The organism is Pricia antarctica, from assembly GCF_900101815.1.
Lineage (GTDB): Bacteria > Bacteroidota > Bacteroidia > Flavobacteriales > Flavobacteriaceae > Pricia > Pricia antarctica.
The window spans coordinates 10,361-26,433 of sequence record NZ_FNAO01000005.1; the positions used below are offsets into that span (position 1 = coordinate 10,361).

Sequence of the window (16,073 nt, forward strand, 5' to 3'; positions counted from 1 at the left end):
TGAGCATATAAATGCTTGGAAAGATAGTTCCTCGGCAGCGCATAGTGTTAAGTCGTTCGAGTTCGTCCTTTGGCTTGTCCGAAGATTCATCCAAAATTTCAGATTTAGTACATATATAAGGGCTTAGCATCGATGTTTATTCTTTTTTAATCTAGAAAAACCAGTCCTATTAGCAACTATATGCTTAAACTTCGTACTTTGCAAGATGCCAATACTTTGATACTTTTAATTAGTTTTTATGATTCTTTCAAAAATCTATTTCGAGGCGCGAACGCGATTTATGCTACTCGTTTTTCTTTCATTTCTATTCGGTTTCAATTCTTGTGATACTCGTAAAAAAAACAATGAAAATGCCGAGGATACTATCCAAAAGGAATATTTGTTTACATCAATCCCTTCCAGTGAAACAGGAATCAACTTTGTTAATACACTTGAGGAAACAGAGAAGACCAACTACTACCAATACATGTACACATACATTGGTGCCGGAGTGGCAACTGGTGATATCAACAATGATGGTTTGGTGGATCTATATTTTACTGCAAATTCTGGCCCTGACAAACTCTATTTGAATTTGGGCAACCTAAAGTTCAAGGATATAACGGAAGAATCGGGCATATTGCAGCTTTCGGGCTTCAATACAGGGGTAACCATGGCCGATGTGAATGGGGATGGTTTGCTGGACATTTACGTTTCTCGCGGGGGATGGCTTGATGAGGATGGCAAATTTGCCAATCTTCTCTATATAAACCAAGGCAACTTGAAATTTAAGGAAAATGCCCAGGAGTTGGGGCTTGCCGATGCCAATAGGACAATTCAAGCAACTTTTTTTGACTTTGACCGAGATAATGATCTCGACGTTTATGTTTCAAATACGCCCGATATAACTGGTCGAACCCAGATATTAGACTTAGATAAGGTGCATAATGACCCAAAAACCTTAGCACTTAAGGGAAGTGATCGGTTTTATCAAAATGATGGGAAGGGACATTTTTCGGATATATCGGAAAAGGCCGGGCTACAAAATGATATAGGTTTTGGCCTAAACCCCCAAGTGGGCGATTTGAATAATGATGGTTGGCTAGACGTTTACGTGTGCAATGATTTTAACTATCCAGATTTGGCGTATATCAATAATGGAGATGGCACATTTGAGGAGTCTAGGGACAAAATGTTCAAACACATGTCTTTCAATAGTATGGGAAGCGACATAGCGGATATGGATAACGATGGGTATCTTGATCTTATTACCCTTGACATGAACCCTGAAGACTATAAAAGAGCTAAGTTGAACATGGGAATGATGCCGCTTAGCCAATTTGAGATGATGGTCGATCAAGGCTATCATCATCAATATGTTCACAACATGTTGCAAATGAATAATGGTAATGGCACTTTTAGTGAAATTTCTAAAATGGCAGGTATGGCGGATACGGATTGGTCATGGGCCGTGCTCGCTGCCGACTTTGACTTAGACGGTCTTAACGACCTGTTCATCACCAATGGTATTTTTAGGGATGTAATGAACCGTGATGTCATTGATAATACAATGGACATTCTCCGCGCTAGAGGCAGAAAACCGACCGATGAAGATTTTCTAGAATTCACCAAGATGTTGCCCAAGCAAAAATTAAAGAATTATTTGTTCAAGAATAACGGCAATCGCACATTCAACAACAGTACAGATGATTGGGCAAACCTCGAGCCTACACTTTCAAATGGTGCAACGTATGCAGATTTGGACAATGACGGTGACCTTGAAATAATTGTCAATAACATAAACGAACTAGCGACCGTATTAAAGAACAATGCTATTGAACATGGCCAAGGAAGTTTTATCAAAATAGACCTGAATGGTCCGCTACAAAACAAATTCGGTGTAGGTTCCAAAGTCACTCTTAACTACGAAGATGGCTCTGTACAAACCAAACAACTAATAAGTACGCGTGGCTTTTTATCCTCCGTTTCCAACTCATTGCATTTTGGTCTTGTAAAAAATAGTACCCCAACAAAAATAACGGTTGAATGGCCAGATAGTAGCATACGGGAATATACTAACTTTAAGATCAATCAATCCATTCGTATTGACTATAATGAAGGAAAGCCCCCTTCAGCACAAAAAAAAGAAGTTGATCAACCACTGTTCATAAAAGAACCTTTTGAATTCTCACATGAAGATGCTTACTTCAATGATTTTGATTTACAATTATTATTGCCCCACAAGCTTTCACAAACGGGTCCGGGATTAGCGGTTGCAGACGTTGATAATGATGGGGATCAGGAGATTTATCTTGGTGGTGGACTCGACCATCCCGGTCAACTGATCGGGTTAAACGACAATGGTGCTACGTTAAGGCCTTCTGTAGCTTTTGATACAGATAAAATGTACGAGGATCAAGGAGCCTGTTTCTTTGATGCGGACGGAGATGGTGATCAAGATCTTTATGTTGTAAGCGGTAGCTATGAGATTTATCAAAATACCGAATTACTACAAGATCGGTTGTACTTAAATGATGGTAAGGGCAATTTTACGAAATCTAAAAATGGATTGCCCGAAATAGCTTCCTCCGGCTCTACCGTTATTTCGGGCGACTATGACAATGATGGGGATATTGATCTCTTTGTTGGAGGGCGGGTCATTTCAGGAAAATATCCATATGCACCTACTAGCTTTATTTTACGTAACGATAACGGCAGATTTTCAATGTTGGATAAAGCTTCGGCACCCGAATTAGAAAAAGTTGGCATGATAACCGATGCACAATGGGTAGACATGAATAGTGATGGCATGTTGGATTTAGTGGTAACAGGGGAATGGATGGGTATACAACTATTCCTTAATAAGGCAGGAATTTTCGAAAAAAGCAATCAATTTGAGAACTTGTCTAACACAAAGGGTTGGTGGAACCGTCTCCTTGTGGTTGACATAGACCAAGATGGCGACCTGGACATAATAGCTGGTAACTTGGGCTTGAACCATAAACTAAAGGCAAGCGAGGAAGACCCATTGATGGTTTATGCAGATGATTTTGATCAGAACGGTTCAATAGACATCATTCTAGCAAAGAACATTAATGGCAAGGTAGTGCCTGTCAGGGGAAAGGTTTGTTTGGCCAGCCAAATGCCCTATTTAGTAAATAGAATCGATACCCATGAACAATTCGCCAATATGAGTTTAAAGGAAATCCTAGGTCCCAAAATTGAAAATGCGCTGTCTTACGAAGCAACAGAATTTCGATCGGGTATTTTCATTAATAATGGGGAAGATTCCTTTTCATTTCAAGCTTTCGAAAATTCGGTACAACAATCGCCCATTAATAGCATTGTTTTTGATGACCTTGATGGAGATAGAAATAATGATTTACTTTTGGCAGGTAACAACTACCAATCCGAAATAGAAACTACACGGGCAGATGCCGGTATCGGATGTTTTTTAAAGGGTAACGGCAAAGGCAATTTTTTAAATATTCCCACATGGAAATCCGGTTTTTTTGCTGATAAGGATGTTCGCAACATGGCACTTGTGAAATCTAAGAACGGAAAACTAATTTTCGTTGCCAATAATAATGGTAAACAAGACCTATTCAGGGTCGAACAAGGAAAAAAATAATCGATGTTGCCGCAGGAAAAAAAGCCATCCTATTTTTTCAACTATCTGGTCGTACCACTGTTTTACATAGCCATACTGCAAGCTCAGGTTACGCCAGAGAAAGGAAACAACTCAACGGCTGAGCAACTCTACAACGCTGCTCAAAAAATACGGTTTCAAAATCCCGATAGCTCCTTGGTACTTTTTGAAAAAGCGCACAAAGGCTTTTTAAATAGCGGCGATACGTTGCGAGCTGTAAAAGCCTTATTGGAAATGCCCTATCATAATGGCCAACGTGTCGCTTATGACAAATCGTATGACAACTTATGGCACGCTCTTTTTTTAGCGGATGACATAAAGGATGAAAAATTAAAGGCACAGATATATCAACACCTTGGAAGACTTTATAGCTATTTTAAAAGAAAGGATGAAGCTTTTAAGTATCTTGAAGCTGCACTGAAAATAAATAAAAGTCTGGTTAAAAAAGGGTTGTTGAACAAAGCCCTGTTAACCCATGACTATTATTTGATGTGCGCTACGTATAGGGAACTTGGAGAACCGGAACTAGGGAAGATATATCTTGACAGTTGTTTTATGACCTACGATAAGACTGCCATCCCAAATGATTTGCGGTATCTGCAATTTGAAAAAGCCTTTATCCTATCAAAGGAGAAAAAAGGTGACAAGGCTCTGCAATTGTTGCAGACCGTTGAACCTTGGTTTCAAGAGAACCGTCCTTCCTACTTAGTGCTTGTATACGCCCAATGGGGAGATACCTATCGCGACCTATCCGATCTGCAAAAAAGTGAGGAATACTATAAAAAAGCTTTGGAAATTTCGGATAGATATAATAGCCATTTGGATTTTTCAATACTGGTCCATGAAAAACTGGCGGATATATATGTTAAGAAGGGGGATTATAAAAAGGCATTTGCAAGTCAGCACATCGCAAAAGAACTGGATGCCCAGTTTTTTGATAGCAGAAGCTCAATCAACCGGCCCTTATTGGAAATAAAGGATGAATTTAGGCTTGAAAGGGAAAAACAGGAAAAAATAGTGCAAAAACAGCGTTTGGAGCAGTTGGAGCAGGAGGAAAAGATTTCCTTTTTACAACGGATCATCTTATTGGGATCACTCCTTTTTTTGATCCTAATTGGATCGATTTATTTCAGGTTTATCCGCTCCAAACATAGGGCAGAAAAACAGTTGATCCGACGAAATAAGGAATTGGAAATACAAAAGGCCAAAGAGCTGTTGGAACTAAAAAACAAAGAACTGGCCACATTTGCCCTACAACTGGTCGAGAAAGATGAATTTTTAAGGAATATGAAGCAAAAATTACAAGCACTGAAAGGTAATGTTGAAACCTCAGAAATCAAAAAGGTTCTAAAATCCATCTCCATAAGTAATGCCAATAACTGGGAAGAATTCAAATTAAGGTTCACCGCGGTCAACGAAAAATTCTACAATACGGTCACCTCAAAATATCCCAATCTTAGTCAATCCGATCAGAGAATTTGTGCATTGATCAAATTGAATTTCTCCAGTAAGGAAATGGCCAGGCTTCTAGGTATTTCGGTAGAATCGGTACACACAACTCGCTATAGACTCCGAAAAAAAATGGGTCTTGATAGAAGTGTCAATTTAGAAGATTTTATTGCCGAACTTTAAGAATATTTGTTGTCTAGTATTTGTCTAGTACAATGTACAACGCGATAATTTCAATTCTCCTATTTTAGAGTTTGTAAAAAACAAAGTTCCTTAAAAAACAGATTTTACACCTTGACAAACAACCTGCCGAACAATGAAAACAACTAAACCTCTATTTAATCTATTCTTGATAATTACAATAATAGCATGTAATTCCACCCCCTCCCCAGAAGAAAATATAAAACCTATGTCTGACGAACAAGAGCCTATTATTACCGATGAACAGTTAAATTATTTGGGCATAACCGACAAGAATCATCTGAGCGCCGCCTCAAAAAGAGCGTTGCAGTGGCCCACCGATCTGGGTAACGAATGGTTCATTCAGTTTAGCGACTTGCAGCCGCTTAAAGGCGATTTTGCCTATGAGGAAGGTGTTGTACGCAGGGACCCTAGTGCCATGATCAAAGAAAAGGGTAAGTATTATGTATGGTATTCAAAAAGCACTGGGCCAACCCAAGGGTTTGGCGGTGATATTGAAAAAGACAAGGTGTTTCCATGGGACCGTTGTGATATCTGGTATGCAACCTCGGAAGATGGATGGACATGGAAGGAAGAAGGTCTTGCCGTTGCACGTGGCAAAAAAGGGGAATACGACGATCGCTCCGTTTTTACCGTCGAGATCATGAAGTGGGACGATATATACTACCTCTGTTACCAAACCGTAAAATCACCTTACAATGTGAGGGTAAAGAACCAAGTTGGTCTGGCATGGTCCGATTCTCCCAATGGCCCATGGACCAAGAGCAAGGAACCTATCTTAAGTCCCGCGGATAACGGGGTCTGGAAAGGTGAAGAGCAGAACCGTTTTATGGTAGAGAAAAAAGGCGATTTTGATAGCCATAAGGTACATGACCCTTGCATCCTCCCATATAAGGGTAAATTTTATCTGTATTACAAAGGTGAACAAATGGGCGAGGAAATTACTTTCGGTGGCAGACAGATCCGTCATGGCGTGGCCATCGCCGACAACCCGAAAGGACCTTATGTTAAATCCCCCTATAACCCTATCAGTAACAGTGGCCATGAAATTTGTGTATGGCCTTATAACGGGGGTATCGCCTCTTTGATCACAACCGACGGGCCCGAAAAGAACACCATTCAATGGGCCCCTGACGGTATCAATTTTGAAATTATGTCAGTCATACCCGGGGTGAGTGCCCATGCGATTGGATTAAACAGAGCTGCCGATACGGAAAAAGAACCCACAGAAATTCTTCGTTGGGGGCTTTCACATATTTACAATAATTACGACTATCAAAGCATCATGCGTTTTTCTTCGGAAAGGAAGACATCCCATGCGGCGAAAGGAGAATCCTCAAAAAAATAATTAACGAAAATACAACAAATGAAAGCAACTATTTACGAAGGAAATAAAACATTTTCGGTTATCCATAAAGAGGTAGAAGCCCCAGCAAAAGGCGAGGTACGAATCAAAGTAGCCTACTCGGGCGTATGTGGCACCGACGTGCATATATACCACGGAATGATGGACAAACGCGTCAGCATACCGGTAACCATCGGCCATGAAATGTCGGGTACCATCGACGCCATTGGGGAAGGTGTCTCAGGCTTTGCAATAGGTGAAAAAATAGTGGTACGTCCTTTGGATGACCGAGGTGTCAAACCCTCGGACAAAGGCTTCAACCACATCTGTGAAGACTTAAAGTTTATTGGTATCGATAGCCCTGGATCCATGCAACAATATTGGAATGTTCCTTCCTTTGTACTGCATAAATTGAGACCGGAGACCGATTTAAAATTGGCTGCCCTAATAGAGCCTTTATCCGTAGCGGTTCACGATGTAAGGAGGGGCGAATTGAAGGCCGGTGAAACCGCCGTAGTATTGGGTGGTGGACCCATAGGTCTATTAGTAGCTATGGTCGCCAAGGAGACAGGGGCCAACGTTATCGTCTCCGAAGTCAACGAAAAACGAATTAAAAAAGCGAATGAATTAGGATTGAATGCCGTTAACCCGACGAAAATCGATTTGGTCAAGTACGTAATAGAACAGACCGAAGGTCGCCGGGCCGATGTAGTATTTGAAGTGGCGGGCGTGCAGCCCGCGCTCGACGTGATGTGCGAAGTGGCGGGCATCAGGGGGCGAATCGTAATGGTGGCCATCCACGGACAGAAAAAAGAAATAGATCTTTTTAAATTTTTCTGGAAAGAACTAAAACTCATTGGGGCACGCGTCTACGAAAAAGAGGACTATGAAAAAGCGATAGCCCTTATCACCGCGAACGAACTGCCTTTTGAAGAAATGATAACCGACGTTCAGCCTTTGAGCAATATTCAACAAGTATTCGAGAATATCGATAAGAATCCTGATGGCATGAAAGTACTTATGGATTGTCAATCTTAAAACCGAAAAAAGTAAATCCTAGTGATAAAAAAGTCAGTTGTAGCATTTGCCATGGCCCTTATTGTTCTAGCCTCCTGTAAGACTTCCGAAGAAAAAAAAGAAGTCGTTGCAGGCGAACCAGCTATTTCTGAGGCCCTAATCAAAAAATTAGGTATATCAAATAAGGATAGTTTAAGCGCGGCCTCCAAAAGGGCCATTACCATGGGTTACGATGTCGGTCCCCAATGGTGGACAAGCTTCCGAATTACCGATATAAAAGGGAATTTGGGCTACGAAGAAGGTGTAATCAAAAGGGATCCGAGCGCGGTTATTCAAGTAGACGGCACGCATTATGTGTTTTACAGCAAAAGTTTCGGGGAATCTTTAGGTTTCGACACGGGAGATCCCTCTAAAAAAGTTTTTCCTTGGGACCTGTCAGAGGTATGGTGCGCCAAATCAACTGATGGAATTACCTGGAACGATGTAGGTCTGGCAGTAGGTCGGGGCGAACCCGGATCGTACGATGACCGTGCAGTATTCACCCCAGAAGTTCTAGCGCACGAGGGAAAATATTATTTGGTCTATCAGACCGTAAAGGCACCGTATTCCAATCGGGTGAAAAATCAAGTGGGCATGGCCATTGCCGATTCCCCAGAAGGACCATGGAAAAAATTGGAGGCCCCTATCCTATCACCTTCCGATACGGGTGCTTGGCAAGGGGAGGAAGACAACAGATTTAAGGTGTCCGAAAAGGGTGATTTCGATAGCCATAAGGTCCATGACCCTTGTTTAATGTTCTACAGGAACAAATTCTATCTCTATTACAAAGGGGAACGTATGGGCGAAGAGCATTTTTTGGGAGGCCGAGAAATTAAATGGGGCGTGGCCATTGCTGACAGTATTCAAGGGCCATACAAAAAATCTCCCTACAATCCGGTGACAAATAGCGGCCATGAAGTCTGTGTCTGGCCCTATAATGGGGGAATGGCAGCAATGCTGACTTCCGACGGGCCCGAGAACAATACCATACAATGGTCGCCCGACGGAATCAATTTCGAAATAAAATCACATATTGGCGGTCGTACAAACCCACCTCATGCAGCTGGTCTAGTACGGTCGTTGGATACTGCGAAAAGTCCGCTTGCGGCTATAGAATGGGGACTTTGTTTCGACCATAAAAATGGATGGGATTACATCAAGAGATTTGAAACCTATGTCAAAAATGCAGATTAACACTTGAATATGAACAACGTAAAATAAATTAACAGATTTCCGTTAGAGCGGAAATCACATAAACAATACTTCAATGAGCATCTTAGATCAATTCAGCCTAAAGGGCAAAAAGGCTCTGGTTACAGGCTGTAAAAGAGGAATAGGAAAAGCGATGGCCATAGGACTTGCAGAAGCCGGAGCCGATATTATCGGTGTAAGTGCCTCCTTGGAAAAACATGGCAGTATGGTCGAAAAGGAAGTGACAGAACTGGGCAGAAAATTCAAAGCCTACACCTGCGATTTCGGCAATCGCGAATCCTTATACGAATTCATCAAACAGGTTAAGAATGATTTCCCGAAAATCGATATCCTAATAAACAACGCCGGAACTATTCTACGCGCGCCTGCCATAGAACATTCCGATGCATATTGGGACAAGGTTATAGAAGTCAATCAAACCGCTCCTTTTGTTCTCACACGTGAAATCGGTAAAGGAATGGTGGCTCGTGGGGAAGGAAAAATAGTTTTCACAGCCTCTTTGTTAACTTTTCAAGGGGGAATTACCGTTCCGGGATATGCGGCAAGTAAAGGTGCCATCGGCCAAATGACCATGGCTTTCGCCAATGAATGGGCCGGCAAGGGTGTAAATGTAAATGCAATTGCTCCAGGCTATATCAGCACCGATAACACCGAGGCATTACGCAACGATCCAGATCGTTCGTCATCTATTCTTTCAAGAATCCCGGCAGGTCGTTGGGGAAAACCAGAGGATTTTGCCGGTCCGGTCGTGTTCCTGTGCTCCGAGGCATCATCATATATGAACGGAACAACTATGCTAGTCGATGGCGGCTGGATGGGCAGATAATAATCTAATGTCATCCTGAGCGTGTCACACTAAGCGCAGTAGAAGTGCGGTAGAAGGACTACTAACTTAAAAGCTTTTAGACAACGCTCAAAGTGACAGCAGAATTAAAAAGAATCCCACTCTCTTTAGCATTAAAAGAGGTGTAAAATCAAACTCTTAATAAAAAATAGTATGGCAGAAATTAAAGAATACCAACTATTCATTGACGGAAAATGGATTACCTCAACTTCTGGTGAAACCATTGATATCGTAAATCCGTCTACCGAAGAAATAGTCGCAAGAGTACAGAATGGCACGATTGAGGAAGCCCAAATGGCCCTGGAAGCGGCAGAGCTCGCACAAAAATCATGGAAGAAATTACCGGCTCGCCAACGTGCCGAAATACTTTATAAACTAGCTGATGAAATCAAGGCAAATGCTGATTATTTGGCTGAGCTTTTGGTAAAGGAACAGGGTAAACTATTGAAAGTTGCGAAAATGGAAGTTGCCGTGACCGCATCCTTTATCGAATATGCCTGCGAAGGTGCAAGAAGAATAGAAGGTGATATTATTCCTTCGGATAATCCCAACGAGCAGATCTGGATCCAAAAAATTCCAAGAGGCGTGGTTGTTGCCATTACCGCCTGGAATTTTCCTTTGGCTTTGGCAGGACGAAAATTAGGCCCTGCCCTAGTAGCCGGAAATACGGTAGTTATCAAACCGACATCCGAAACGCCTTTGGCGACTTTAGAATTAGGAAATCTTGCGAAGAAAGCGGGACTTCCTGACGGAGTACTCAACATACTTACTGGGCCGGGTCGCGCGATGGGTAATGCGTTGGTCGAAAATCCGATTACCAAAATGGTTACTATGACTGGGTCAACACCTGTGGGACAACAAATAGCACGGAATGCCGCACAAAATCTGACACATGTACAATTGGAATTGGGAGGAAAAGCTCCCTTCATCGTATTCGAAGATGCCGATATTGATGAAGCAGTCGATGCGGCTTTACATTCCCGTTTCGACAATTGCGGACAAGTCTGTACCTGTAACGAAAGAATGTATGTACATGAGGGAATCTATGACGACTTTTTGGGGAAATTTATAGCCAAGACCAAAGCTTTAAAAGTGGGCGATCCTATGTTAGCCGATACCGATATGGGGCCAAAGGTGAACGCTTCCGAATTAAAGCATATGGAACACTTGGTAGAAGTAAGTTTAAAGGAAGGAGCCACTTTGGCAACTGGGGGTAGACGGCCCGAAGGTTTAGAATTTGAGAAAGGCTATTGGTTCGAGCCAACGGTACTCACTGATGTTACGCAAAACATGACGATTGTTCACGAAGAATCTTTCGGGCCCATTCTACCGGTCTTAAAATTCAAGACTTTTGATGAAGTCGTAGGCTATGCCAACGATTGTGAATATGGTTTGGCAGCTATGATTTTTACCAATGATATGAATACCATTATGAAATGCAATGATGAACTGGAATACGGCGAAATCTATGTAAACCGAGGTCATGGCGAGCAGCATCAAGGCTTCCATAATGGCTATAAATTATCGGGAAGTGGTGGCGAAGACGGCAAATACGGATTCGAACAATACATGGAGAAAAAGACTTTTTACATTAGACATAAAGCATAGATGAGTGCACAAATTAAAACCATTAACTGTACCCTGTTCAGAGTGCCATTACCCGAAGTAATGAACGATGCCAAGCATGGCGACCATACCCATTTTGAGCTAGTAACCACGACCATTTTTCTAGAAGATGGCAGCGAGGGAACGGGTTACACCTATACCGGTGGCAAAGGCGGCCACGCTATCAAAGCCATCGTCGACCACGATATTGCCCCTGCTTTGATCGGTAAGGATGGCAACGACGTCGATGGAGTTTATGATTTCATGGAATGGCATATGCATTATGTTGGAAGGGGTGGCATCGTTTCTTTCGCCGTTTCCACAATCGACATCGCTTTGTGGGACATCAAGTGTAAAAAAGCGGGGCAACCCCTTTGGAAAATGGCCGGAGGTACTGGAAAGACCTGTAAGGCCTACTGTGGCGGAATTGATTTACAATTTCCCATCCCCAAGCTTCTAAAGAATATGGAGGGGTATTTGGCTGCGGGTTTCAATGCGGTAAAAATCAAAATAGGCCGCGAAAATCTGGATGAAGACATCGAACGCATCAAGGCGGTGCGCGAATACATCGGTCCCGATGTGACCTTTATGGTCGATGCCAATTATTCCATGACCGTCGAAAAGGCCATTAAGGCCATCGAAAGGTTTCGGCAATACGACATCACATGGTTCGAAGAACCGATTATTCCCGATAATTATAAAGGCTTTGCCGAAATAGCCGAAGCCACAGGGTTTCCCTTGGCCATGGGCGAGAACCTGCATACGGTTCACGAATTCGAATATGCCATGGAGCAGGCCAAACTCTCCTTCCTACAACCGGACGCCTCCAACTGTGGGGGAATCACGGGTTGGCTAAAAGCGGCCCGTTTGGCAAATGAACATAAGGTTCCCGCCTGTGCACACGGCATGCAAGAACTGCACGTTAGCCTGATTTCGGCCCAACCCAATGCAGGATGGTTAGAGGTACATAGTTTCCCCATTGACACCTATACCAAAAGACCATTGGTCGTTGAAAATCACAGGGCCGTAGCACCCGACATCCCCGGAACTGGCGTTGAATTTGATTGGGAGAAGTTGGCGCCTTACAAATTATAGGCTACCGAGCATCGACCGATGCGTATACGCCCTTTACAATGACCTACCAAAAAACAATATTATGACCGAAGGAGTATTATGGGCAATTTTCGCCGGATTGATGTTGGGCCTCTACGCCCTTCCCGAAAAATTTACCAAAGGGTTCAAATATGAAAATACCTGGAGCCTATTTTTTCTATTGACCATGTTCGTGGTGCCCATTATCGCTTCCGTGGTTTTGATTCAAGGCTTTGGCGATATCTTCGGAAACATGCCGACCGATATTTGGATCAAAATGGGCCTTTCCAGTTTCCTATGGGGAATCGGTGTGATGATGTGGAGCAAGGCCATCAACCATATCGGTCTTTCCCTTGGTTTTTCCATCTTTATCGGCACGATTATTTTAGTGGGGTCATTATTGCCCTTTATTGTTGACGGCCTTCCCCCGACCAACGTTCTGACTTATGTACTAATAGGTATTCTAGTAGTATTATTGGGTGTTATCCTCAACGGAAAAGCAGGTTTGACGCGCGAAAAAGACGAGGCAAAACTGAATGCCGAGCAAAATACGACCTCCGAAAAAGGTTCCATGACGACCGGCATAATGATAGCCGTTATCGGTGGACTATTGGCCACCGGTTTCAGTTACGCCAATGCCGTTGGCAGGCCTTATTTGGCCGAGGCCGTTAAACAAAATGGCAATGCCGATTGGATTACCGCCGTGGCCGTGATGTTCCCCATTTTTATTAGTGGCGGAATCGTGATGACCGCGTATTTTCTTTGGCAGTTGAACGCCAAGAAAGCATGGGGCGATTTTAAGACTTCCTCATTAGGTAAGAACTTCATTCTGATTTTGATCATGGCGGTATTCCATTATGCGGCATCCGCACTTTTCGCCTTTGCTGCTTCTAAATTAGGGGCATCAGGGAATACAGTAGGCTATGCTATTTTCAATACGGCATCGGTGGCAACAGCTATCGTAAGTGGTATCATCACAGCGGAGTGGGTAAGAGCTTCCCCGAAGGCACGAAATATCCTCTATACTGGACTAACCTGTATGATTATCGGTATTGTAATCATAGCCTATGGCAACGGTCAGGCATAACATAAGGTGATTCAATACGCAATTATCCATTTTTGATACAAAATGAACCATTTACCATTCATTTTATCTGCGCAAAATTGACAAAAGTGTTGTAATTTCTGGCCTCGAAGTAGACAGCTCCCTATTCCAGGGTAGTCAAATTAAATAATTTAGAAAATGAAAAAGGCGAAGTCATTAAATATCATTATTATCCTGTTCCTATTCTTGCTGAATGTCACAGTAGCCCAAGAAATTAAGGGCGAACTCAAAAAATGGCACAAAGTTACCTTGGAGTTCGAAGGCCCCGAATCCTCTGAGCAAGCTGAAGAAAATCCTTTTTTGAATTACCGACTGAACGTTACCTTTTCACATTCGGGAACTGATAAAAAATATGTAGTCCCCGGTTACTTTGCCGCCGATGGCGATGCCGGAAATACCAGTGCCGAAGAGGGTCATAGTTGGAAAGTTCATTTTACGCCTCCTGAAACGGGCGAATGGACCTATGAGGTAGATTTCAAAAAAGGGAAGTGGGCCTCTGTACGAACATCCTCAAAATTGAAAAGTGGGGAATATATGGATGGTGCATCAGGAAAATTTATTATTGCCGAAACGGACAAAACGGGGAGAGACTTTCGAGGAAAAGGCATGCTCGAATACGTAGGCGAAAGGTATTTGAAATTCCAGAACGGAGAGTATTTTTTAAAATGTGGTGCCGACGCGCCTGAAAACTTTTTGGCTTACGATAAATTCGATGGTACTTTTCAAAACGATGGCCATAAAGACGATCTGGTCAAAACCTGGGAACCACATCTACAGGACTGGGCAGCAGGAGACCCCAGTTGGAAAAACGGAAAAGGAAAGGAAATCGTCGGAGCCATCAATTATCTGGCCTCCAAGGAAATGAACGCCTTTTCTTTTTTAACTATGAACATTGCCGGTGATGATCAGAATGTGTTCCCCTATGTCGATTATGATACCTACGACCGTTTCGACACCTCAAAACTCGATCAATGGGAGTTGCTTTTTGAGCATGCGGACAAACTAGGCATGTTTATGCATTTCAAGACTTTGGAACATGAAAACCAAGGATTGTTGGACAACGGGGGAACAGGTATTTACACCAAATTGTACTACCGCGAACTTATCGCTCGCTTCGGACATCATCTCGCCTTGAACTGGAATCTCGCCGAAGAGACAGGAGATTGGACCGAGAAACCACCGACCTTCCCTATCGATGTTCCCGAACGAATCCGATTAGCGGAATATCTCTCGGAAATTGACCCATACAACCATCATATCGTAATTCATAACGGGGATTGGTTCGATGGGCTGTACGGACCAAATACCAAATTTACGGGTGCCTCCTTGCAAACGAATAAAGAGGACTTTAGTAGGGTGCACTCCCAGACACTACGCATTTTAAACGATTCGAAGGCCGCGGGAAAAGTTTGGGCGGTAGCCTGTGACGAACCGGGCGATGCCCAACATGCCCTAATAACCGACACAGAAAATCCGACCCACGACAACGCCCGTAAAAACGGACTTTGGGGTGCCATGATGGCGGGTGCTTGGGGCACAGAATGGTATTTTGGTTATAAACATCCGCATTCCGATTTGAGCTGTCAAGATTTTCGTTCGCGAGACTTATTTTGGGACCAAGGAAAAATCTGTTTAGACTTTTTCAACGACAACAAAATCCCAGTTTGGGAAATGGAATCGGATGATTCTTTGATTTCCTCGGAAGGTGATTATGTATTGGCGAAACCAGGAAAAAGCTATGTAGTATTTTTGAAAAATGGCGGAGAATCTACTTTAGATTTGGGAGATTCCAATAGTGAATATGAAGTTTCCTGGTACAACCCGAGAAAAGGCGGAGAACTCCAAAAAGGAAAAATAAAGACCCTTTCAGGTTCCGGAAAACAATCCCTAGGGTTGCCCCCCGTAAAAAAGGAAAAGGAAATGGATTGGGTTATATGGGTCACTAAATCCTAAGAAAGGTCAGTTTGAAACCTTCCACCGCTACCACCCGACTATCAAACATTTTAAGAGCTTTTTGATCGGTAGGGATGCCCGTCAAATCGGAGCCATTTGGCAAGAACTCTAACGAGGGCAATATTTTGAAGGAGGCAAGGTCTTGACAGCGGCTATTTAGGCCATCGATATTGCCTTATACGATATCATGGGAAAAGCCTTGGGCGTTCCGGTCTGTGAATTGTTGGGAGGAAAGCAGCGCGATTTCGTTGAATGCTTTGCTTCTGTTCGTTTTCGTACCAAGGAAGAGCTGTTAGAGTATTCAAAAATCTGTATAAAGGAAGGATGGAAAATGCTCCGTTTAGCTCCCGCAGAATTTGAGACCAAAGATGACAAGGAACTTTTTGACCCACGGAAATCCATTGCCATTATCGTCGATTGGGTGACCGACTTAAGAAAAGAAGTAGGCTCCAAAATCACCATTGTCATCCCCAGCACCTACATTATACTAACCTATAAATCCAATAATCGTCTTGGTTTCGGGTAATTATGTATCTTTATACGGATAGTAAGAACCTTAAGGCAATGAAACTCACCTATAAAC

General features: G+C 42.8%; 11 protein-coding genes. All 11 read left to right on the forward strand.

Annotation, left to right across the window (positions count from 1 at the left end):
* The first annotated feature begins 238 nt into the window (after positions 1 to 238).
* Positions 239 to 3,610: a VCBS repeat-containing protein gene (locus BLT07_RS09980; protein WP_245726497.1), complete on the forward strand. Its 3,372-nt coding sequence runs from the start codon at positions 239 to 241 to the stop codon at positions 3,608 to 3,610.
* A gap of 3 nt (positions 3,611 to 3,613) precedes the next feature.
* Complete coding sequence (locus BLT07_RS09985) at positions 3,614 to 5,260, forward strand: tetratricopeptide repeat protein (RefSeq protein WP_091868293.1); 1,647 nt, start codon at positions 3,614 to 3,616, stop codon at positions 5,258 to 5,260.
* Between the two features lie 226 nt (positions 5,261 to 5,486).
* The gene (locus BLT07_RS09990; RefSeq protein ID WP_245726498.1) at positions 5,487 to 6,626 is read left to right on the forward strand and encodes a glycoside hydrolase family 117 protein; all 1,140 of its coding nucleotides are present in this window, start codon (positions 5,487 to 5,489) and stop codon (positions 6,624 to 6,626) included.
* Between the two features lie 18 nt (positions 6,627 to 6,644).
* Positions 6,645 to 7,661: a zinc-dependent alcohol dehydrogenase gene (locus tag BLT07_RS09995; protein ID WP_091868297.1), complete on the forward strand. Its 1,017-nt coding sequence runs from the start codon at positions 6,645 to 6,647 to the stop codon at positions 7,659 to 7,661.
* 21 nt (positions 7,662 to 7,682) lie between these two features.
* Entirely contained in the window at positions 7,683 to 8,873 is a 1,191-nt protein-coding gene (locus BLT07_RS10000) for a glycoside hydrolase family 117 protein (protein ID WP_245726499.1), read from the forward strand.
* A gap of 79 nt (positions 8,874 to 8,952) precedes the next feature.
* Complete coding sequence (locus BLT07_RS10005; RefSeq protein WP_175455325.1) at positions 8,953 to 9,717, forward strand: SDR family oxidoreductase; 765 nt, start codon at positions 8,953 to 8,955, stop codon at positions 9,715 to 9,717.
* Positions 9,718 to 9,888: 171 nt separating this feature from the next.
* Complete coding sequence (gene aldA, locus BLT07_RS10010; RefSeq protein ID WP_091868302.1) at positions 9,889 to 11,343, forward strand: aldehyde dehydrogenase; 1,455 nt, start codon at positions 9,889 to 9,891, stop codon at positions 11,341 to 11,343.
* Positions 11,344 to 12,435 carry a mandelate racemase/muconate lactonizing enzyme family protein gene (locus tag BLT07_RS10015; RefSeq protein WP_091868304.1) on the forward strand — a complete coding sequence of 364 codons (1,092 nt, stop codon included), beginning with the start codon at positions 11,344 to 11,346 and terminating at the stop codon, positions 12,433 to 12,435.
* A 61-nt stretch (positions 12,436 to 12,496) separates the two neighbouring features.
* Positions 12,497 to 13,519 carry an L-rhamnose/proton symporter RhaT gene (locus tag BLT07_RS10020; protein WP_091868306.1) on the forward strand — a complete coding sequence of 341 codons (1,023 nt, stop codon included), beginning with the start codon at positions 12,497 to 12,499 and terminating at the stop codon, positions 13,517 to 13,519.
* A gap of 156 nt (positions 13,520 to 13,675) precedes the next feature.
* Entirely contained in the window at positions 13,676 to 15,490 is a 1,815-nt protein-coding gene (locus BLT07_RS10025) for a DUF5060 domain-containing protein (protein ID WP_091868308.1), read from the forward strand.
* Between the two features lie 187 nt (positions 15,491 to 15,677).
* On the forward strand, positions 15,678 to 16,016 hold the full coding sequence (locus tag BLT07_RS10030) for an enolase-like domain-containing protein (RefSeq protein ID WP_175455305.1): 339 nt from the start codon (positions 15,678 to 15,680) through the stop codon (positions 16,014 to 16,016).
* Positions 16,017 to 16,073: the final 57 nt, after the last annotated feature.